Genomic DNA, 19,279 nt, shown 5'->3' with positions numbered 1-19,279 from the left:
GCGCCGGGTCAGGCGTTCGGCGAGGCGCCGTCGCCGGACTGGCGCCGCTTCATCGCGTCGTACTCCTGCCGGGCGGTGTCGCTGTCGGCGTCCTTGCTGCGGTCCTCCAGCGCCGGGCGCTCGGCGTCCTTGGCGTCCTTGCGCGCCTCACCCTCGTCCTTCATCTGGTCGACCTCGGACTTGAAGACCCGCATGGACTCACCCATGGAGCGCGCCATGTTGGGCAGGTTCTTCCAGCCGAAGAGCACGATGAACGCGATGACGAGGACGACGATGTGCCAGGCCTGCAGACGCATGGTGCAACTCACTCTCGGATCGGGCGCCGCGGGTGTGAGCCACGGACAGCTTGCCGCACCAGTCTAACGGTCGGCGCCCTCGGCGGGGTTCCCTGCGAGCCCGGCCGCGGCTGCCTCGCGGACCTCGTCGACCATGGCGGCCGGCTCGACCACGCGGACGCCGCCGCCCTCGCGCAGCACCAGCCGCACCAGCCAGTGCGGGTCGGCGACCCGGAGCGTCATCCGGACCGAGCCGTCGTCGCGCGGTGAGACCTCCTCGGCCGGGATCTGCTCGGCCACCCAGGCGGAGCCGGGCGCGAGGTCCAGCACGACGCTCTGGTCGTGCGGGTCCGGGCGGTAGACGCCCGATCCCACGGGCCGCTCGGGCAGCTCGTCCGGCGGGGTGGCCGCCTGGTCGAGCACCTCGACCGACTCGATCCGGTCCAGCCGGAAGAGGCGGAGGTCGGCGGCGCGGTGGCACCACCCCTCGAGGTACCACCGGCCGTCGACCGACAGGACCCGCAGCGGGTCGACGTCACGCTCGGTGGTCTCGTCGCGGCTCGCGGAGGTGTAGCGCAGGTGCAGCCGGCGCTGCTCGGACAGCCCGGTCCGCACCCGCGCCGCGAGTTCGTCGTCGACCGGCTGGTCCAGGTCCACCCGCACCTGACCGGCCCCCTCGGCGCTGTCGCCCGCGGCGCCCTCGAGCTTGGCGAGGGCGCGGTCGATGGCCTCCCGCTCGGCCAGGCCCGGCGTCGCCGCGAGCGCGCGCAGCGCCACGATGAGCGCCAGCGCCTCGTCCCGGCCCAGGCGCAGCGGCCGGGCGATGGTGTCGGCGTTGCCGACGAAGACCCGGCCGCCCTCCCAGGACGCCTCGATGAGGTCGTCCGGGTAGTGGCCGGGCAGGCCGCACAGGAACAGCACCTGCAGGTCCTCGACGACCTGGCTCTCGGAGACGCCCAGCTCGGCGGCGGCGGTCGCCAGGTCGATACCCTGGCGGTGCACCAGCCACGGGACCATCGTCAGCATCCGCGAGACCCGCGAGGTCGCGCTCTCGTAGGTCGCCATCACGCCTCCCCTCCCCCGTGCGCGGCCGCGACGGCGCGCAGCCGCTCCGCGACGAGGGACCCGAGCTCGGGGGGCGCGAGGACCCGCACGTCGGCCCCGGCCGCGCAGACCTCCCGCGCCAGCCGCGGCAGGGAACCCGTCGGCAGCTCCAGCGCGGTCCAGCCCTCCGGCGCTTCCTCGCCCGGCAGCGGGGTGCCCCGTCGGCGCAGCGAGGCCGCCGCGCCGTCGCGCAGCAGCAGTCGCGCGGCCGTGGTCGCCGGCGGCTCGTCGCCGGTGCTGCGCCGGATCATGGCGACCGTGTCGAGGTCCGACGGCACGGCATACTCCCCCGGCCTTCCCGACCGCTTCGGCGCACCGACGACGCGGTCCAGCCGGAACACCCGCGGTGCGTCCCGGTCCAGGTCGTGCGCCGTGAGGTACCACCGGCCGTGCCAGCTGGTCAGACCCCACGGCTGGACCCGGCGGTGCGCCAGGTCCCCGCTGCCCCCGCGGTAGTCGAAGGTGATCGGGGTGCGCGTCAGCACCGCGTCACGCACCGGCTCGAAGGCGGGATCGGGCGTGTGCAGCAACGGCTCGATGCCGGCGACCGAGGACTCGTCGCGCACCACCCCCGCGGCGTCCAGCTTGCGCAGCGCCTGGGCCGCAGGCCCGGCCAGGCTCGCCTGGCTCCACGCGCGCGCCGCCAGCCCCAGGACCGCGAGCTCGTCGGGGGCGAAGTCGATCTCGGGCAGGGCATACTCACGCTGGTCGATGCGGTAGCCCGGCTCGTCGTCGAAGAAGGCGTCGATCGGCTCGGTCCGCAACGGGATGCCCAGGGCCCGCAGCTCGTCCTTGTCCCGCTCGAACATCCGCTCGAAGGCCTCGACGCTGCCCTGCGCGTAGTCCGGCACGGCCTGGCGCAGCTTGGCCTTGGACAGCGGCTGCCGGGTGTGCAGCAGGGCGATGACGAGGTTGAGCAGCCGCTCGGTCTTCGCCGTGGCAGGGCTGACCCCCGTGCTCGCACTCTTCGCCATGCTGCCGAGGCTACCGTCCGGCCGCGACGCCGCCGCGCATCTATAGGCTCGGCCTCGTGATCACGTGGCGCGAGGGCGAGGTGCGCGAGCTGCTCCCCGGATGGGACGGGGTGGTCGTCGTCGGGGTCGACCTCACGGCCGGTGGCACGGCACGGGCGCTGGCCTATCCCGACCTGGTCGGGACGCCGGTCGTCGGCGACCGGGTGCTGCTCAACGTCACCGCGCTCGATCGGGGGCTCGGCACCGGTGGGTATGCCCTCGTCGTCGCCATCCCGGACCGTCCCGGCGCCTGGCCCGACGCCGGAGGGACCGAGGTGCCCGGCCACCTGGTCAAGGCCCGCTACACGCCGCTGCAGGCGATGGTGCTGGGGGTCGACGACCCGGAGGGTGAGCACCACGCCGCGCTGTCCGCGGCCGACGACCTGGACGGTATGCCGGTGGTCGCCACCGACCTGCACTCGGCGCTGCCCGCGGTGGTCGCCGGGGTCCGGGCCGAGGCACCCGGGGCTCGGGTGGCCTACGTCATGACCGACGGTGCGGCGCTGCCCCTGGCCTGGTCGCGCACCGTGGCCGGGCTGCGGGACGCCGGGTGGCTGGAGGCCGCCATCACGACCGGACAGGCCTTCGGGGGCGACCTCGAGGCGGTCACCGTGCACACCGCGCTGCTCGCCGCCCGGCACGTCGTGGGCGCCGACCTGGCGGTGGTGACCCAGGGTCCCGGGAACCTTGGGACGGACACCCGATGGGGCTTCTCCGGTGTCGCCGTCGGAGAGGCGCTCAACGCGGCCGCCGTCCTGGGTGGACACGCCGTGGCCGGTCTCCGGGTGTCCCAGGCGGACGCCCGGGACCGGCACCGCGGGCTGTCGCACCACAGCGTCACCGCCTTCGGCCGGGTGCTGGCGCACCCCGCGGACGTGCCGGTCCCGAGGGTGCCGCCCGGCGACCCGCAGGACCCGCTCGTCGGCTGCCTCGAGCGGGTCCGCGAGCAGGCGGGTGAGCTGGTGGCGGCCGCCGCGCACCTCACCGGCGTCGACGTCGGGACCGACGGGTTGCTGGGTGAGCTCCGGGGCGCCCCGGTGCCGTTGTCCACGATGGGCCGAGGGCTGGACGACGACCCCGCCGGCTTCCTCACCGCGGCGGTGGCCGGCCGGCACGCCGGCCGGCTCGTCTCGGCCGGACGTCGGGGCTGAGCATGTCGTCGGACCTGGTCTTCCTGCTCGGCGGGGCGGTGCTCCTGGTCGCCGTCGCGCTGCCCAGCCTGCTGACGCGCGCCTGGCTGTCCGCGCCGGTGATCCTCATCGTCATCGGTGCCCTCGTGGGGCTGCTGCCGATCGGCTCCAGGTTCGCCTTCGACCCCACGAACCAGCGGGAGACCATCGAGCACGTCACCGAGTTCACCGTGCTGCTGGCGCTGATGGGCGTGGGCCTGGCGCTGGACCGGCCGCTGTCCTGGCGCAACCGCAGGTCGTGGGGCACCTGGGCGGCCACCTGGAAGCTGCTCGGGATCGCGATGCCGCTCACCATCGCCGGCGTCTTCCTGCTCGGGTGGTGGGGTCTCGGGCTGGGGGTGGCCCAGGCGCTCCTCCTCGGTGCGGTCCTGGCCCCGACCGATCCGGTGCTGGCCAGCGACGTCCAGGTCGCCGGGCCGGCGATCCGTCGCCCCGGGGCGCAGGAGGACGAGGACTCGGTCGCGGAGCAGCTGCACGACGACGAGATCACCGACGACGACGAGGTGCGCTTCGCGCTCACCTCGGAGGCCGGGCTCAACGACGCGCTCGCCTTCCCGTTCGTCTACGCGGCGATCTTCCTCGCCACGCTCGGCCCGGTGGCGCAGTGGGGCTGGCGGTGGCTCGCCTGGGAGCTGGTCGGCAAGATCGTCCTCGGCCTGGTGATCGGCCTCGCGGTCGGGTGGTTCATGGCCTACATCGCCTTCCGGTCCCGCCAGCAGGTGCTGCGGCTGGCCGAGCAGGGCGAGGCGCTGCTGGCGCTGGCCGCGATGCTGCTGGCCTACGGTGTCGCCGAGGTGGCGCAGGGCTACGGCTTCCTCGCGGTCTTTGTCTGCGCCATGACCATCCGCTCCCGGGCACGGCGGCACGAGTTCCACGAGCACATGCACGGTGTCGTCGAGCGGCTGGAGCGGGTGCTCACCCTCGTGGTGCTGCTCTTCGTCGGCATCGCGCTCACCGACGGGGCGCTCGAGCACCTCGACTGGCGCGGGGTGCTCGTGGGCGTGGCCCTGGTCGGCGTGATCCGTCCGGTCGCCGGCTGGGCCGCCCTGGCGCCCGGGCGGTGGCGGCTGGCCGACGAGACCCACCGCCCCCTCGCCCGGCGGGAGCAGGCGATCAGCGCCTTCTTCGGGATCCGCGGAGTGGGCACGCTCTACTACCTGGCGTATGCCCTCTCGGAGGCGACCTGGACCGGTGAGCGGTGGCTGTGGGCCACCTGCGTCTTCACCGTGGTGCTGTCCGTGGTCGTGCACGGGGTGCTGGTGACCCCGGTGATGAGCCGGTTGGAGCGGGACCGGGAGCGCCTCAGCGCCTCATCTCCCTGACCGAGCGTCGCCTGTGGTCACCCCAGACCCGACCGGGCGTCGCTCGTGGTCACCTCAGACCCGACCGGGCGTCGTCTGTAGTCACCTCAGACCCGACCGGGCGTCGCTCGTGGTCACCTCAGACCCGACCGGGCGTCGCTCGTGGTTGCCCGGTATGCCCGGGGTCGGGCTCAGCGGACGTCGACGAGGTCCACCACGAAGATCAGCGTCTCGCCGCCCTTGATGGCGCCGCCCGCGCCCCGGTCGCCATACCCCAGGTGCGGCGGGATGACGATCTTGCGACGTCCCCCGACCTTCATCCCGAGCAGGCCCTGGTCCCACCCCTGGATGACCTGGCCGACGCCGGCCGTGAAGGTGAGCGGCTGGCCCCGGTTCCACGACGCGTCGAACTCCTCGCCCGTGGACCAGGCGACACCGACGTAGTGCGCCGAGACGGTCGAGCCGGCGGTCGCCTCGGCGCCCTTGCCCACCTCGAGGTCCTCGACGACCAGCTCGGTGGGGGGTTCGTCGCCGGGGAAGTCGATCTCGGGCTTGGCCTTCTGGACCTGGCCGAAGGGAGAGTCGGTCATCGTGGCTCCTTGGTGTGGGTGGGTAGGGGTCAGGACGCGCCGAGGATGTCGACCACGAAGACGAGGTCCTCGCCGGCCAGCTCGTGCGCGGGGGCCGCGGTCTGGCCCTCGGTCTCCTCGGGCAGCTCGCCGTAGGCCTCCTCGGCCGGAACCACCAGCAGGACCCGCGAACCGACCGGCTGGCCGACCAGTCCCTCGTCCCACCCGGCGATGACCTGGCCCACCCCGATGGGGAACTCGGTGGGCTCGCCCCGCTCCCAGGAGCTGTCGAACTGCTCGCCGTCGGACAGCTTCACGCCGGTGTAGTGGACCCGGATGGTCTGACCCGCGACCACCTCGGGGCGCTCGCCCTGGATCAGCGGCTGGGTGACCAGCTGCTCCGGCGCCTCGACGCCCTCGACGTCGATCTCCGGACCGGCGTCGCCCATGGTGACGGTGGGCAGCCCCTCCTCGGGCTCGACCTCCTCGCCCTGGGCCTCGGTGAGCGGCTCCCAGGTGTTCTGGACGGCCAGGTAGAACAGCACCGTGTCCGTCGGGCCGACGCCGAGCTGGGGGTTGCCCGCCTCTCCGAAGGCCTCGCTCGCGGGGATCGCCATGAGCAGCTCGTCGCCGACGGCCGTGCCGGGCAGCCCCTCGCGGAAGGCCGGGAAGAGCGCCTCGTTGCCGAGCGCCAGGGTGACCGACTCGTCGTTCGGGAAGGTCGACACCAGCTCGTCCCCGGAGGTGCCGTTGACGGCGAGGTACTGCACCTCGACCTCATCCCCCTCGGCGACCTCGTCACCGTCGCCCTCGGTCAGGGTGCGCGTCTGCGTCCCCGCCGCGACGAACGGCAGGTCGCCGTCGGAGAAGGGCTCGTCGTCCCAGGTCAGAGCCGGTTCATCACCCTCGGTGTCGACGGCGATGTCGGCGAGGTCGCCGTTCGGCGGGGCGCTCGTGGCCGCGTCGTCACCGGGTGCGCTGGTGGCGGCCGCGTCGTCGCCGTCCCCGGAGGACTCGGGGCTGCAGCCCGCGAGGAAGATCAGGGGCGCGGCGGCCGCCGCGAGGTAGCGCAGTCGAGGAGAGCGCACGGAGCGTCCTTTGCAGATTCGGGGAGTGGGTGCGCCCCCAGCCTAACCCGGCGACCCTGGACGTCAGGTGTGAGCACCCCCGCCGCCGCGGATGTGCTCGATCAGCGCCTCCACCCGCGGATCCTCGTCCGCGAACGGATCCTTGCAGATCACGGTGCGCTGGGCCGCGTCGTTGAGCTTGAGGTGGACCCAGTCGACGGTGAAGTCGCGGCGGTGCTCGGACGCGGTCCGCACGAAGTCGCCGCGCAGCCGGGCGCGGGTGGGGGGTGGTGTCGTCGTGGCGGCGGTGATCCGCTCGGGCTCGACCACGGTCCGCGCCGCACCCGACCGCTCCATGATGCGCACCAGCCCGCGGCTGGGGTGGATGTCGTGCCAGGCCAGGTCGAGCTGCTGCAGCCGGCTGTCCCAGGGGTCGAGGTCGTGCCTGGCGGCGTAGGAGTCGAGCAGCTTCTTCTTCATCACCCACTCGATCTCGGTGTCGACCAGGTCGAGCCGCTCGGTGGCGATCGCGTGCAGGCCGCGCTCCCACAGCTCCAGCACGTCACGGTATGCCGGGTGCTCGGTCAGCCCGGCGCCCTCGGCATACCGGGTGGTGAGGCCGAGCAGCTCCTCCTGGATCTCCAGGGCGGTCGCGGTGCCGCCCCGACGCAGCCGGACCGGCACCCGCCCGGTGGGGTCGCGGCTGATGTCGCGGATCGCCTGCATCGGGTTGGCCAGCACCAGGTCGGGGACGACCGTCCCGGCCTCGAGCATCTGGAGCACGAGATGAGTGGTCCCCAGGCGCAGCAGGGTGGTGGTCTGGCTCATCGTGGAGTCGCCCACGATGACGTGCAGCCGCCGGTGCCGCTCCGGGTCGGCGTGCGGCTCGTCCCTCGTGTTGATGATGGGCCGGGACCGGGTGGTGGCCGAGCTCAGGTCCTCCCACATGTGGTCGGCGCGCTGGGAGACCAGGTAGGTCGCGCGCTGCTCGGTGACGTGCAACCGCCCCGCGCCGGTCACCAGCTGCCGGGTGACGAGGAAGGGCACCAGCGTCTCGGTGATCCGCTCCATCCGGGTGCGGCGCTCGATGAGGTAGTTCTCGTGCGAGCCGTAGGAGTTGCCGCGGGAGTCGACGTTGTTCTTCAGCACGTAGACGACGGCGCCGAAGCCCTCCTCCGCCAGCCGTTGCTCGGCGTCGTGCGCGAGGTCCTGGACGATGATCTCGCCGGCCCGGTCGTGCGCGACCAGGTCGAGCAGGTCGGTGCACTCGGCGGTGGCGTACTCCGGGTGCGAGCCGACGTCGAGGTAGAGCCGGGACCCGTTGCCGAGGAAGACGTTGGAGGAGCGTCCCCACGCCACGACCTTGCGGAAGAGGTAGCGGGAGACCTCCTCCGGGGACAGCCGGGCGGTGCCGGTGAAGGTGGCGTTGACGCCGAACTCGGTCTCGACGCCCATCACCCGCTGCTTCACTCGCCGCCCTTCTGCACGAAGCCGTGCACGAACTCGGTGGCGTTGCTCTCCAGGACCCCGTCGATCTCGTCCAGGAGCGAGTCCAGCGCGGCGTCCCGCTCGGCGCTCTGCGCGGCCGGAGCGGTGGGCGGCGGAGCGCCGTCGGCGTCCGGCTCGCCGTCCCCGCCTCTGCCGCGACGGTCGAAGTGCTGCTGTGACATGCTCCGATCGTAGCTGGGGATGCTTCAAGCACGATGAATCTGGACCCCCGGCCAATAGGCTTGGCGCATGCGCGTGGACACCGTGATGTCGCTCATGGGATCAGCCCTGTCGATGAATCTCGCGGAAGTCGCTGGGTTGCTTGCGCTCTCGTACGGGGCCCTGGCCGTAGCGCGGAACCGGCCAGGCTCGAGGATGAGGAGGGCGAGAAGACGGGCCCTGCACTCCCTCGGTGTGGCGCGCCCGGCGATCCGGGCACGTGTGAGAGAGCTGCTGAACGGTTCCTCCCCCAGCCCGGCCGAGGAGCTCGTGTGGCTCGCGAAAGCGAAGGGTTTGAAGGATGAAGAGAGCATTACCTACGACCGCAAGCACCTTCCCCCGGCGAACCTGGCCGAGGCCTACGCTCGGCTGGCTGGTGAACTTGAGAGAGGTCCCCTCCTTGGCGGGGACTTGACTCCTGTTGTCGGAGCAGATGCGGCGCGCGCTAGGGACGTTGCAGAGATCCTTCGACGGCACGACAATCAGCGGGAGATCCTGCCAGGAGAGCCAGTAGAACTCCTGTCGAGGGATGGAAACCGAAGGTTAGTGTTTCTGGGGAGCAACCCCGATGAGGTGGCGGCGCTTGAGGGGAAGGAGGCCGGCAGGGGACCGGTGCTTCAGGCGCAGGATCTCATTGTCAGCTACCGCCCTGAGCGTGTTGTTATCGATCCTCCCATCCGTCGAGCATCCGCCGTGCCGCAGGTTGATCTGGATCCGATCCAGGAGTCGATGACGCGAGAGCTCCGAGCAGAGGACCACGGCCTGCGCATCCCCGAGGAGGCCAGAGACAGAATCGCGAAGTCGCTCCAGCGCTCGAATCACTTTGACGGCATCGTTCCCCGCCTCATCTCATGGCGGTCAGAGATCGACAACCGGAGCGGCCGACGGGCTCTCCACTTGTCACTGGCGGAGACGACCTACGCGGCTGTAGTCGCAACGCACCATCACGCGCCCGACCGCCAGGCGCCGCCGGGTGATTCGACCCCTGTGGGGGTTGTCACCTTGTCCGCGGTGCCAGTCACGGCCTGTGGACGCCTTGTATTTGTACGCCGGTCGAAGAAGGCTGGCTCGCACCAGGGCCTCCTGGGACCGGCCGTGAACGGCAACCTCGAGATGGAGCGCAGGCCGGGTGTCGATTCTGACTTCGACTCCGTTGGGTTGCCGGACCTGCGACGCGCGTTGGTGCGTGAAGCCCGCGAGGAGCTCGGCCTGCGGATAGACGAGTCGGAAATCGTGGTGATGGGGTTGGGGCGCTTCGATGACAAGCGCGAGACCGGAACGCATGTGCTCTTGGGCGCTTGTCAGCTCACGCTGGATCGAGACGATTTGCTGGCAGGCATGCGTCATGCGGACCCCATCGAAGGAGCTTGGGAGAACGACCTTGAGGTGGTAACGCTCCGCCTTCCGTCGACGGAAAAGGACCTTCAACTCGCTATCGACTGGCTGGTTGGATCCAGCGACCTGACGTCTCACGCTGTCATGGCAGGACTGGGAGCGCTTTCTCTGGGCATGAGGGACGAAACGGTGCTGGAGAAGGCACTCAAGAGTCGCGGACTACATGAAGTGGTGGATCCACCCGCACATCTCGTCGAGGCGCGGCACGGGTTCGCCGACCCGACCTCTCAAGACTGAGGCGCGGCTTGGCCGCGATGAAGCTCATCGTGAGTCTTTCGCCTAGGTAGCATCGATCAGAAGTGCCTCGACGCGTCGCCGCAGCTCTCCTGCGTGGCGCGACACCACCCCCCACACCAGCTCGTAGTCGACGGCGTCGTAGTCGTGGGCGATGCGACGCCGCATCCCGATGGCGCGTCGCCACTCGGGGTCGGCGTGATGGTCCTCGAGAAAGGCGTCAGGCAGGCGGCGAACGGCCTCCCCGAGCTTCAGGACGAGTGAGTCCGCGGCGAGCCTGGGGACCTGCAGCTCGGGGTCGGAGTCATACCACTCCCGACCGCGCCCTGCCAGCTGTTCGGCACGACGGCACAGCGCCGCGACGTCCCTGAGTCTGCCCTCGGTGTGCTCACCGTAACGCTCGTCGAGGGATGTCACAGGGGTATCGCAGTGCGCGCGATCTCGTGGTCCGGCCCGATCGAGCGCGAGGTGACGATGTCGACGTGGAGTCCCAGGAGCTCCTCGACCGCTTCAGCGCCGTCGATCAGGTCCAGCAGGTCGCCATCCGGCGGGAAGTCGACGAGAAGGTCAAGGTCACTACCTGGCGCGTCGGCCTCCCGTGCCGCCGAGCCGAAGACCTTGACGCGGCTCATTCCATGCGCCGCGAGGACGGCAAGGATCCGCTCCCGGTGTGCCGCCACTGCCTGGCTGGGGCGGGGCCGCAGTGACGCGCGCAGGCGCTCGGTCATCGCTGCGGACGGCTGACGCCGACCGGCCTCGTAGGCCGCGATGTTGGGCTGGGCCACCCCACTGCGCCGCGCGAGCTCTGCCTGCGAGACGCCCGCCGCGTGGCGCAGCCGACGCACATCCTCCATGGCTGGATCATATCGCATGATATGGGAGGCTGCGGTCGAGCCTGCCGTTGCCACATGGCTCCATGCCCGCTTTCCCGGGGCTCAGACGTCCTCGCTGGCCAGCTCGGAGAGCAGGCTCGCGGCCTCGGTATGCCGGTCCAGCAGCGCCTCGACGGCGTCTCGGGTGCCACTGGTGGGCTCGTCCATGCGCACCCGGCGCAGTCCCCCGCGGTCGTCGACGAGGACCACCGAGTCCCAGGAGGCGGCCCGCACTCCCCCGCCCACGCCATAGCGACGCACCGTCTCGCCGCGGAACCAGGCCCGCGTGTCCGGCGGCGGCTCGGTCACGGCGGTGGCGATCTCGTCGTCGGTCACCAGCCGCTCCAGCTGGCCCGCGGCACGCAGCTTGCGCGCCAGGCCGCGGGACGGGTCGAGGTCGTGCCACTGGATGTCCATCGCCGCGAGCCGGGGGTCGCCCCAGCCCACTCCCGCCCGATCCCGGAAACGCTCCAGCAGCCGGTGCTTGGCGACCCACTCCACCTGTCCCGCCGCGTCGGCCGGGTCGGTGCGCAACGTGTCCAGCACCGCCCGCCACCGCGCGAGGACGGTGAGGGTCTCCCCGCCGGCTGCCGGCTCGGCCCAGGCCTCGTGGCCGGAGGACGCGGCCTGCTCGGCCGCCTCCAGGTGCGCCTCGAGCAGGTCGAGCCCGGAGAGCCGGCGACCGTCGGCGAGGGGCACCACGGCACCCAGGGTGGGGTCGTGGCTGATCTGGCGGGCGGCGGCGACCGGGTGGGCCAGGTCCAGGCCGTCCAGCAGCTCGGGGTGGGTCTCGACGACCCGGAGCACGGCCGACAGCGACCCCAGCGCGAGGAAGGTGGTGACGTCGGCCATCGTGGCGTCACCCACGATGACGTGCAGCCGCCGGTGCAGGTGGGGCGTGGCGTGCGGCTCGTCCCGGGTGTTGACGATCGGGCGTCGCAGCGTCGTCTCCAGCCCGATCTCCGCCTCCAGGTAGTCGGCCCGCTGGGAGAGCTGGAACCCGGGGTCCTCGCTGACCTGCCCGAGCCCGACCCGCCCGGCGCCGGCGATGACCGGTCGCGCGACGAGGAACGGGATGAGCTGCCGGGCGAGCCGGTCGAAGGGCACGGCGCGCGGCACCAGGTAGTTCTCGTGGGTGCCGTAGGAGGCGCCCTTGCCGTCCACGTTGTTCTTGTAGAGGCGGACGTCCAGCCCTTCCCCGGCCAGGGTCCGCACCGCCGCGCACGCCACCTCCTCCCCCGCACGGTCGTAGCGCACCGCCGCCAGCGGACCGGTGACCTCCGGCGAGGAGTACTCCGGGTGCGCGTGGTCGACGTAGAACCGGGCCCCGTTGGACAGCACGGACGTCGCGATCGTCGGATCCTCGACATCGGTGAGCTGCGACCGGTCGGCCAGTGCCCGGGCCATCTCGAAGCCGCGGGCGTCCCGCAGCGGCGTCTCGTCGGCGTAGTCCCAGCCCGAGGCCGAGGGGAGCGCGGCCCCGGCGGCTGCACCCGCGGCATACGCGCGCACGACCTGGCCGGAGAGCACCATCGGCGTGACCGGTCGGCCCGCCGTGTCGACCTGGGTGCTGGTGATGCCGAGCTCGGTCTCGATGCCCATGATCCGGCCGACTCCCATACCGCTGACGGTAACGTGCGCGGCGTGAGCACCGGCTACCGCTTCGCCGACGCCCTCGCCCGGGCGGGCGACGCCCTGCCCGCGCCGGTGCTGGAGTACCTCATGACGGGGGCGGGTGAGGGGATCAGCGCCGCGGAGGCGGGCGAGGCCTGGCGGGCGCTGCGGCTGCGGCCGCGGGTGCTCCGTGACGTCAGCACCGTAGATCTGACCACCCAGCTGCTCGGCGAGGCCACGCACCTGCCCTTCGCGGTGGCGCCCACCACCCTGCAGCGGGCGGTCCACCCGGAGGGCGAGGTGGCGATGGCCCGCGCCTGCGCCACGGCCGGGCAGCTGCTGGTGGTGTCGAGCAACGCCGGGTCGACCTTCGCCGAGATCGGTGCGACCGGCGCGCGGTGGTGGCTGCAGGCCTACCTCACCCAGGACCGGTCCCGGTCGGCCCCGGTGCTCGAGACGGCGGTGGCGGCCGGTGCGCAGGCGGTCGTGCTCACCGTGGACACGCCGGTGGTCAGCACCAAGAGGTATGCCGGTGACACCGTCTGGGAGGCGACCGACCCGGCCCTGCTGCGGGTCAACTTCCCGGTCGGGGCGGACCCGGCCCAGGACGCGGAGAAGGCCACGGACCTCGGCCCCGCGGACATCGCCTGGCTGACCACGGTCACCGGGCTGCCCGTCGTGGTCAAGGGGGTCCTCCGGGGCGACGACGCCGTGCGCTGCCTGGAGGCCGGGGCCGCAGCGGTGTGGGTCTCCAGCCACGGTGGGCGGCAGCTGGACCGTGCGGTGCCGACCGCGTCCGCGCTGCCCGAGGTGCGGGACGCGGTGGGCGAGCACGCCGAGGTCTACGTCGACGGCGGGGTGCGAACCGGCCTGGACGTCCTGGTCGCCCTGGCCGCCGGTGCGGATGCCGTCTTCGCCGGGCGCGCCCCCGTGCTGGCGCTGCTGGACGGAGAGGAGGGCGTCTGGACCTGGCAGCAGACCTGGGCGGCCGAGCTGGTGGAGGCGATGCGGCTGGCCGGCGTGGCCACGGTCCCGCAGGTCAGGCCTGCCGGCCTGCTGGCGCGACCCTGAGTCAGGCGTCGACGCGCGGCCGGGGCACGCCGGTGACGATGTCCAGGTCGAGGGTGGTCGAGGTGGCCAGCACGGTCAGCGCCCGCGACCGGGTCCTCCCGCCCTCGTGGTCGACCGCGGTGAGCACGTAGCGTCCCGGCGGAGGGAGCCCGATCTCGTAGTGTCCGTCGGCGTCGGTGTGGGCGGTGCCGACGAACTCCCCGGAGTGCTTGATCAGCGAGATGAGGACGTCCGCCATCGGGGTCCCGTCGTCGGTGATGTGCCCCGAGAGCAGCAGCCGCTTGGCCATGGTGACGTTCTCCTCGTGCCCGACGGACAGCTCGACGAGGGCGGACTGCGGTGCCCAGCCGTCCGCGGAGACCACGAGCAGGTAGGGCCCGGGCTCGGGCAGGGCCAGGGTGTAGCGGCCGGCGTTGTCGGTGCGCCCCCAGTCGATGTGGCGCCCGTCCGGGCGCAGCACGGTGGTGACCGCCTGGCGCAGCGGCCTGCCCTGCGGGCCGACCACGGTGCCGCGCACCAGCAGCTCCGGGAGCTCGCCGTCGAGCTTGACCTCGGTCCGCTCCCCCACCGGCACCTGCGGGCCGCCCTCGGTGACGTCGGCGTGGGCGCGTTGCGGTCGCCGGATGAAGGCGGCGATCAGGCCACCACCCAGGGACGCGGCAGCGCCGGCCCAGAAGATCAGCTGGTATGCCTCGAAGCGCGGCGCCATCTCCCCGCTGGAGGTCTGCACCATCGACGCGGCGAAGACGGCCGCGACCAGGGCCGAGGCCGAGGAGGTCCCGAGCGAGCGCAGCAGCGTGTTGAGGCCGTTGGCCGAGGCGGTCTCGGTGATCGGCACCGCGCGCATGATGAGGGTGGGCATGGCCGCGAAGGCCAGCGCCGTGCCGAGCGAGGCGATGCTCGAGGTGATGACGACCTCGAGCACGCTGCCGTGCAGCAGCGACCGGCCGATGAAGCCGATCGCGATGGTGACCGCACCCGCGATGAGGACGGCGCGCGGGCCGAACCGGGTGATGAGGCCGGCCGAGACCGGCGACATCGCGACCATGAGCAGGCCCGAGGGCAGCATCACCAGGCCCGTGGAGACCACCGAGAGCCCGAAGCCGTAGCCGGTCTCGGCGGGCATCTGCACCTGCTGCGCGGAGGTCAGGAAGTTGGCGAACATCGCGAAGCCGACGAGCACCGAGGCCGCGTTGGTCAGCAGCACGGTGCGGCGGGTCGAGGTGCGGATGTCCACCAGCGGCTGCCCGGTGCGCAGCTCCCAGGGGACCCAGGCGGCCAGCACCAGGCCCGCTCCGGCCAGCAGGCTCAGCGTGATCGGTGACCCCCAGCCCCAGGTGCCGGCCTTGCTGACCGCCAGCAGGAAGCAGGTGAGAGCCACCGAGAGCAGCACCGCACCGGTGAAGTCGAACCGGCCGTGCGTCTTCACCGTCGACTCCGGCACGACCAGGTAGACCGCCACCAGCATGCTGACCGCGAACCCGCCGGAGACGTAGAACAGGGCGTGCCAGTCGAGGTTCTCGTAGATCACCCCGGCCAGCGGCATACCGATCGCCCCGCCGATGCCCAGGGTCGCCGACATCAACGCCACCCCGGAGCCGACCCGGTCCGCGGGCAGGTGGTCGCGCATGATGCTGATGCCCACCGGCACCAGGCACGCGCCGAGACCGCTCAGGCCCCGGCCCAGGACCACCAGCCACAGCTCCGCGCTGAGCGCCGACACGACGGATCCGGCGATGACGGCCCACATGCACACGATGAGCATGAGCCGCTTGCCGAACATGTCGGCCAGCCGGGACACGATGGGGGTCCCGACGGCGGCGGTGAGCAGCGTGACGGTCACCAGCCAGGACGCGTTGTCGCTGGTCGTGTCGAGGATCTCGGGGAAGTCCGGCAGCAGCGGGAGGACCAGGGTCTGCTGCAGCGAGACCAGGGTGCCGCACAGCGCGAGCACCACGATGATCGCGGTGGTGGGGGTGGATGGTGCGGACGGTGGGGCGGTCTCCTCGTCCGCAGCAACTGCCATGCTCAGAGCGTACGCCCAGCCCGTCGGCGGCCGGCTCCCGGGCGACGGGGCCGGCTCAGCGCTCCCCGAGCTCGACCGACCGGCCCGGCTGGGTGCCGGAGGCGTCCCCGACGAGCGTGCGGATGTAGGTGATCCGCTCGCCCTTCTTGCCCGAGACCCGCGCCCAGTCGTCCGGGTTCGTGGTGTTCGGCAGGTCCTCGTTCTCCTTGAACTCGTCGAGGTATGCCTGCTGCAGGTGGCGCTCGCGCAGCCCCTCCTCGCCGCGGGTGAGGACGTCCTTGATCGCCAGCTTCTTGGCCCGGTCGACGATGTTGTGGACCATCGCCCCGGAGGCGAAGTCGCGGAAGTAGAGCACCTCCTTGTCCCCGCCGGCGTAGGTCACCTCGAGGAAGGCGTTCGCCGGGGACACGGCATACATCCGCTCCACGACGCCGTCGATGAGCGACCCGACGGTCGCGGCCCGGTCCTCACCGTGCGCCGCCAGCGCCGAGGCGTGGAGCGGGATGTCGGCGGTGAGGTACTTCGAGAAGATGTCGCGGGCACCGGCGGCGTCCGGGCGCTCGATCTTGATCTTGACGTCCAGCCGGCCCGGCCGAAGGATCGCCGGGTCGATCATGTCCTCCCGGTTGGAGGCGCCGATGACGATGACGTTGTCGAGCCGCTCCACACCGTCGATCTCGGCCAGCAGCTGCGGCACGATGGTGGTCTCCACGTCGGAGGACACCCCGGACCCACGCGTGCGGAAGAGGGACTCCATCTCGTCGAAGAAGACCACCACCGGGTCGCCCTCGGCCGACTTCTCCCGGGCCCGCTGGAAGATCATCCGGATGTGCCGCTCGGTCTCGCCGACGTACTTGTTCAGCAGCTCCGGGCCCTTGATGTTGAGGAAGTAGCTGCGTGCGCCCCCCGGGGTGAGCCCCTTCTGCTCGGCCGCCTGCCGGGCCAGGGAGGCCGCGACCGCCTTCGCGATGAGCGTCTTGCCGCACCCCGGCGGGCCGTAGAGCAGCACCCCCTTGGGCGGGCGCAGGTGGTGGCTCTCGTAGAGCTCGGCGTGCAGGAAGGGCAGCTCGACGGCGTCGCGGATCAGCTCGATCTGCCCGGACAGGCCGCCGATGTCGTCGTAGGAGATGTCGGGCACCTCCTCGAGCATCAGCTCGGTGACCTCCGGCCGCTCGATCCGCTCGGTGACGAAGCCGCTGCGCGTGTCCAGCAGCAGGGCGTCCCCCACCCGGACCGGCTCCTCGCCGAGCGACCCGGCCCGGCGCGCGATCCGCTCGTCCTCGCCGCGCACGAGCACGGTCAGCCGCCCGTCGTCGAGGACCTCCTTGCAGGTCACCACGTCACCGGCACGCTCGTAGTCGGCGACACCGACGACGGCCTGGGCGTCGTTGAGCAGGACCTCGCGTCCCGGCCGCAACGTGCCGGCGTCCACCTCGGAGGCCACCTGGGTCCGGATCCGCCGACCGGACACCGAGACGTCGACCGTCCCGTCGTCCCCGAGACGGAGCACCAGCCCCATCGTCAGCGGGGGCGACGCCAGCGCGTCCAGGTCCTCGCGCAGCCCCACGATCTGCTTCTTCGCGCTCGTCAGGGTGGTGCTGAGCGCGTCGTTCTGGCCCTTGAGCTCGCTGACCCGGGTGGTCAGCGTCTGCACCTGCTGCTGCAGGTGCCGCTCGCGCGGCGTCGGCTCGGTCATGGTCCCTCCTGCCCCTCGTCGGTCTGCCCGGGCTCGCCCGCAACGGTCGCCGCGCCCGCGGCCTCCGCGTCGCGGCGGGTGCGCCGCAGCTTCTTGTCCGAGACCGGTCGCTCCCCCAGGTCGGCCGGGCTCCACTCGCCGTCGGCGGGGGTGTAGTCCTCTCCGTAGGCGCCCGGTGCCGGACGCTTCTTGCGCAGCGGCGCCTCGGTGCCCGGCGCCAAGCGCCGCATCGTCACCAGGAAGCCGGTGTGACCGTGCATCCGGTGCTCCGGGCGGACCGCCAGCCCCTCGAGGTGCCAGCCACGCACCATCGACTCCCAGGCCTGCGGCTCGGTCCAGCCTCCGGCCGACCTGGCCGCCTCGGCGACCCGGGACAGCTGGGTGGTGGTGGCGACGTAGCAGATGAGGACGCCTCCGGGGGCCAGCGCCTCGGCGATGACCTCCAGGCACTCCCACGGGGCCAGCATGTCCAGCACCACCCGGTCCACGGTCCCCGGCCCGACCGTCCGCGGCAGCGCCTCGACGAGGTCGCCGACGGTCACCGTCCACGCCGGGTGGTCGCCGCCGAAGAAGGTCCGGGCGTTGGCTCGGGCGATGTCGGCGAAGTCCTCGCGGCGCTCGAAGCTGAGCAGACGTCCCGACTCCCCCACGGCGCGCAGCAGCGACAGGGACAGCGCGCCCGAGCCGACACCCGCCTCGACCACGACCGCGCCCGGGAAGACGTCGGCATAGGTCACGATCTGCCCCGCGTCCTTGGGGTAGACGACCTGCGCGCCCCGCGGCATGGACAGGACGAAGTCGGAGAGCAGCGGCCGGAGGGCGAGGTACTCCGCGCCCGAGGTGTGCCGGACGACGGACCCGTCGGGGGCGCCGATGAGGTCGTCGTGCTTGAGGTGCCCGCGGTGGGTGTGGAACTCCTTGCCCGGCTCCAGGGTGACGGTGTGCATCCGTCCCTTGGGGTCGGTCAGCTGCACGCGGTCGCCCGCCCGGAAGGGTCCGCGCCGCATCTCGGCGCCCGTCGGCCTGCTCACCGGGTCAGTCTACGAGCGCGCCGGCGTCAGATCGTGGGCGCTCACCACGCCCCAGGGCCGGCCCTGCCCGTCGAGCAGCGCGACCACCCCGGAGCCGCTGCGCCGCATGACCTCGATCACGCCGTCCAGCGTCGCCTCCGGGTCCATCTCCACCGCCCAGCCCGCCGGGAGACGCACCGCCACGGCTTCGGCGGCCGTGCTCGGCCAGGCCTCCCGCGGCACCTGCTGCAGCGCCGGCGGGTCGACCAGACCGTCCGGCCGGCCGTCCGGCCCGAGCACGACCCAGACCGCGTGGTCGGACCACGGCACGGTGTGCAGCGGGGTGGCGGCGTCCACCACCCCGGGCGCCACCGCCGCGTCGCCGAGCCGGCGCCGGGACGCGACCAGCCCGTGCCGGCCCAGCCGGATCGCCTGGCTCGCGCCCTGCCACAGGAAGAGACCGATGAGGGCGACCCAGGCGACCCGGGTCCAGGGGACCTGCTGCCCCTCGAGCAGCGGTGGCAGCAGGAGCGCGATGGCCACCAGGACCACCACGAGGCGGCCCGCCCAGCCGGCGACCATCGTCCCGACGTGCCGGTTGCCGGACAGCCTCCACACCAACGCCTCCAGCAGGTAGCCACCGTCCAACGGCAGGCCCGGGATGAGGTTGAAGACGGCGACGAAGGAGTTGGCCCAGGTGAAGGCATACGCCAGCAGCAACGGCACCCCGGTGCCGTCGAACAGACCCATCGACCACCAGCCGAGGAGCGCCAGCAGACCGTTGGCCAGCGGGCCGACGACCGCGACGGCGGCGCTGCGGCCGGGCGTGCCGCCGGCGCCGTCGTGCGCGGTGTGCCCGCCCCAGAAGTCCGCCACGATCCGGGACACCCCGAAGCCGACCCGTTGGGCGACCAGGGCGTGGGCCGCCTCGTGCACCAGCACCGAGATCAGCAGGAGCAGCACGAAGACGAGCGCCACGGCATAGCTCCACGCGCCCAGGCCGGGAAGGGTGCGTCCCACGGTGGGACCGAAGAGGGCCACCATGAGCAGGGCGACGAGGACCCAGCTGCGGCCGAGGTAGATCGGGATCCCGGACAGGGTGCCGATGCGCCACCCGGACTGTCGCTCCATCCCA

The 19,279-nt window shown here is 72.3% G+C and carries 18 protein-coding genes; 4 read left to right on the top strand and 14 right to left on the bottom strand.

Annotated features, from left to right (window positions below):
- Window positions 1-8: 8 nt before the first annotated feature.
- The 3 genes from tatA to FXF60_RS00915 form a co-directional block, all read right to left on the bottom strand.
- The gene (gene tatA / locus FXF60_RS00925) at window positions 9-296 is read right to left on the bottom strand and encodes a Sec-independent protein translocase subunit TatA (RefSeq protein WP_151523368.1); all 288 of its coding nucleotides are present in this window, start codon (window positions 294-296) and stop codon (window positions 9-11) included.
- Between the two features lie 63 nt (window positions 297-359).
- A complete protein-coding gene (locus FXF60_RS00920) occupies window positions 360-1,340 on the bottom strand; it encodes a helix-turn-helix transcriptional regulator (protein ID WP_151523367.1) in 981 nt (326 codons plus the stop codon).
- Window positions 1,340-2,353 (bottom strand): helix-turn-helix transcriptional regulator, encoded by a 1,014-nt coding sequence (locus FXF60_RS00915; RefSeq protein ID WP_151523366.1) that lies wholly within the window; start codon window positions 2,351-2,353, stop codon window positions 1,340-1,342. The genes FXF60_RS00920 and FXF60_RS00915 overlap by 1 nt, the downstream gene beginning before the upstream one ends.
- Window positions 2,354-2,409: 56 nt before the next feature.
- On the opposite strand from FXF60_RS00915, the gene FXF60_RS00910 reads away from it, so the two are divergent.
- Together FXF60_RS00910 and FXF60_RS00905 are read left to right on the top strand one after the other, a co-directional pair.
- Window positions 2,410-3,543: a DUF3866 family protein gene (locus FXF60_RS00910; protein ID WP_151523365.1), complete on the top strand. Its 1,134-nt coding sequence runs from the start codon at window positions 2,410-2,412 to the stop codon at window positions 3,541-3,543.
- 2 nt (window positions 3,544-3,545) lie between these two features.
- A complete protein-coding gene (locus FXF60_RS00905; protein ID WP_151523364.1) occupies window positions 3,546-4,904 on the top strand; it encodes a cation:proton antiporter in 1,359 nt (452 codons plus the stop codon).
- Window positions 4,905-5,074: 170 nt separating this feature from the next.
- Here the strand turns inward: FXF60_RS00905 and FXF60_RS00900 are convergent, their stop codons facing one another.
- The 4 genes from FXF60_RS00900 to FXF60_RS00885 all read right to left on the bottom strand — a co-directional run bounded on the left by FXF60_RS00900 (window position 5,075) and on the right by FXF60_RS00885 (window position 8,189).
- Window positions 5,075-5,473, bottom strand: coding sequence for an FKBP-type peptidyl-prolyl cis-trans isomerase (locus FXF60_RS00900; protein WP_151523363.1), 399 nt, complete (start codon window positions 5,471-5,473; stop codon window positions 5,075-5,077).
- 29 nt (window positions 5,474-5,502) lie between these two features.
- The gene (locus tag FXF60_RS00895) at window positions 5,503-6,540 is read right to left on the bottom strand and encodes an FKBP-type peptidyl-prolyl cis-trans isomerase (protein ID WP_151523362.1); all 1,038 of its coding nucleotides are present in this window, start codon (window positions 6,538-6,540) and stop codon (window positions 5,503-5,505) included.
- Between the two features lie 63 nt (window positions 6,541-6,603).
- The gene (gene pafA / locus FXF60_RS00890) at window positions 6,604-7,989 is read right to left on the bottom strand and encodes a Pup--protein ligase (protein ID WP_151523361.1); all 1,386 of its coding nucleotides are present in this window, start codon (window positions 7,987-7,989) and stop codon (window positions 6,604-6,606) included.
- Window positions 7,986-8,189, bottom strand: a complete 204-nt coding sequence (locus FXF60_RS00885; protein ID WP_151523360.1) for a ubiquitin-like protein Pup — start codon at window positions 8,187-8,189, stop codon at window positions 7,986-7,988. The genes pafA and FXF60_RS00885 overlap by 4 nt, the downstream gene beginning before the upstream one ends.
- A gap of 67 nt (window positions 8,190-8,256) precedes the next feature.
- Between FXF60_RS00885 and FXF60_RS00880 the strand changes: the two genes are divergently transcribed.
- On the top strand, window positions 8,257-9,858 hold the full coding sequence (locus tag FXF60_RS00880) for a hypothetical protein (protein WP_151523359.1): 1,602 nt from the start codon (window positions 8,257-8,259) through the stop codon (window positions 9,856-9,858).
- A gap of 42 nt (window positions 9,859-9,900) precedes the next feature.
- Here the strand turns inward: FXF60_RS00880 and FXF60_RS00875 are convergent, their stop codons facing one another.
- The 3 genes from FXF60_RS00875 to dop all read right to left on the bottom strand — a co-directional run bounded on the left by FXF60_RS00875 (window position 9,901) and on the right by dop (window position 12,347).
- Window positions 9,901-10,272: a HepT-like ribonuclease domain-containing protein gene (locus FXF60_RS00875; RefSeq protein ID WP_151523358.1), complete on the bottom strand. Its 372-nt coding sequence runs from the start codon at window positions 10,270-10,272 to the stop codon at window positions 9,901-9,903.
- Complete coding sequence (locus FXF60_RS00870) at window positions 10,269-10,709, bottom strand: nucleotidyltransferase domain-containing protein (protein WP_238335621.1); 441 nt, start codon at window positions 10,707-10,709, stop codon at window positions 10,269-10,271. Before FXF60_RS00870 ends, FXF60_RS00875 begins: the two co-directional genes overlap by 4 nt.
- An 81-nt stretch (window positions 10,710-10,790) precedes the next feature.
- Window positions 10,791-12,347, bottom strand: coding sequence for a depupylase/deamidase Dop (gene dop / locus FXF60_RS00865; RefSeq protein ID WP_151523356.1), 1,557 nt, complete (start codon window positions 12,345-12,347; stop codon window positions 10,791-10,793).
- A gap of 24 nt (window positions 12,348-12,371) precedes the next feature.
- Here dop and FXF60_RS00860 point away from each other — a divergent pair, with 24 nt between their 5' ends.
- Window positions 12,372-13,412 (top strand): alpha-hydroxy acid oxidase, encoded by a 1,041-nt coding sequence (locus FXF60_RS00860; RefSeq protein WP_202879510.1) that lies wholly within the window; start codon window positions 12,372-12,374, stop codon window positions 13,410-13,412.
- A gap of 1 nt (window position 13,413) precedes the next feature.
- Here the strand turns inward: FXF60_RS00860 and FXF60_RS00855 are convergent, their stop codons facing one another.
- The 4 genes from FXF60_RS00855 to FXF60_RS00840 are packed head-to-tail and all read right to left on the bottom strand — an operon-like array spanning window position 13,414 to window position 19,275.
- Window positions 13,414-15,438: an MFS transporter gene (locus tag FXF60_RS00855; RefSeq protein WP_151523355.1), complete on the bottom strand. Its 2,025-nt coding sequence runs from the start codon at window positions 15,436-15,438 to the stop codon at window positions 13,414-13,416.
- Window positions 15,439-15,493: 55 nt separating this feature from the next.
- A complete protein-coding gene (gene arc, locus FXF60_RS00850; RefSeq protein ID WP_151523354.1) occupies window positions 15,494-17,134 on the bottom strand; it encodes a proteasome ATPase in 1,641 nt (546 codons plus the stop codon).
- Entirely contained in the window at window positions 17,131-18,141 is a 1,011-nt protein-coding gene (locus FXF60_RS00845) for a tRNA (adenine-N1)-methyltransferase (protein WP_151523596.1), read from the bottom strand. Before FXF60_RS00845 ends, arc begins: the two co-directional genes overlap by 4 nt.
- A 33-nt stretch (window positions 18,142-18,174) precedes the next feature.
- Window positions 18,175-19,275 (bottom strand): site-2 protease family protein, encoded by a 1,101-nt coding sequence (locus tag FXF60_RS00840; protein WP_151523353.1) that lies wholly within the window; start codon window positions 19,273-19,275, stop codon window positions 18,175-18,177.
- Window positions 19,276-19,279: the final 4 nt, after the last annotated feature.

It is taken from the genome of Serinicoccus kebangsaanensis (assembly GCF_008919445.1).
Classification (GTDB): domain Bacteria; phylum Actinomycetota; class Actinomycetes; order Actinomycetales; family Dermatophilaceae; genus Ornithinicoccus; species Ornithinicoccus kebangsaanensis.
Note: the sequence above shows the minus strand (reverse complement) of the source record. Positions and strands in the feature narration are given on the sequence as shown.

What these genes read in the sequence shown, in the direction of transcription:
- FXF60_RS00915 (WP_151523366.1), bottom strand. Translation starts at nt 2,353, where the DNA reads ATGGCGAAGAGTGCGAGCACGGGGGTCAGCCCTGCCACGGCGAAGACC.
- FXF60_RS00855 (WP_151523355.1), bottom strand. Translation starts at nt 15,438, where the DNA reads ATGGCAGTTGCTGCGGACGAGGAGACCGCCCCACCGTCCGCACCATCC.
- FXF60_RS00905 (WP_151523364.1), top strand. Translation starts at nt 3,546, where the DNA reads ATGTCGTCGGACCTGGTCTTCCTGCTCGGCGGGGCGGTGCTCCTGGTC.
- dop (WP_151523356.1), bottom strand. Translation starts at nt 12,347, where the DNA reads ATGGGAGTCGGCCGGATCATGGGCATCGAGACCGAGCTCGGCATCACC.
- FXF60_RS00840 (WP_151523353.1), bottom strand. Translation starts at nt 19,275, where the DNA reads ATGGAGCGACAGTCCGGGTGGCGCATCGGCACCCTGTCCGGGATCCCG.
- FXF60_RS00845 (WP_151523596.1), bottom strand. Translation starts at nt 18,141, where the DNA reads ATGCGGCGCGGACCCTTCCGGGCGGGCGACCGCGTGCAGCTGACCGAC.
- FXF60_RS00885 (WP_151523360.1), bottom strand. Translation starts at nt 8,189, where the DNA reads ATGTCACAGCAGCACTTCGACCGTCGCGGCAGAGGCGGGGACGGCGAG.
- arc (WP_151523354.1), bottom strand. Translation starts at nt 17,134, where the DNA reads ATGACCGAGCCGACGCCGCGCGAGCGGCACCTGCAGCAGCAGGTGCAG.
- FXF60_RS00900 (WP_151523363.1), bottom strand. Translation starts at nt 5,473, where the DNA reads ATGACCGACTCTCCCTTCGGCCAGGTCCAGAAGGCCAAGCCCGAGATC.
- FXF60_RS00920 (WP_151523367.1), bottom strand. Translation starts at nt 1,340, where the DNA reads ATGGCGACCTACGAGAGCGCGACCTCGCGGGTCTCGCGGATGCTGACG.
- FXF60_RS00870 (WP_238335621.1), bottom strand. Translation starts at nt 10,709, where the DNA reads ATGGAGGATGTGCGTCGGCTGCGCCACGCGGCGGGCGTCTCGCAGGCA.
- tatA (WP_151523368.1), bottom strand. Translation starts at nt 296, where the DNA reads ATGCGTCTGCAGGCCTGGCACATCGTCGTCCTCGTCATCGCGTTCATC.
- FXF60_RS00880 (WP_151523359.1), top strand. Translation starts at nt 8,257, where the DNA reads ATGCGCGTGGACACCGTGATGTCGCTCATGGGATCAGCCCTGTCGATG.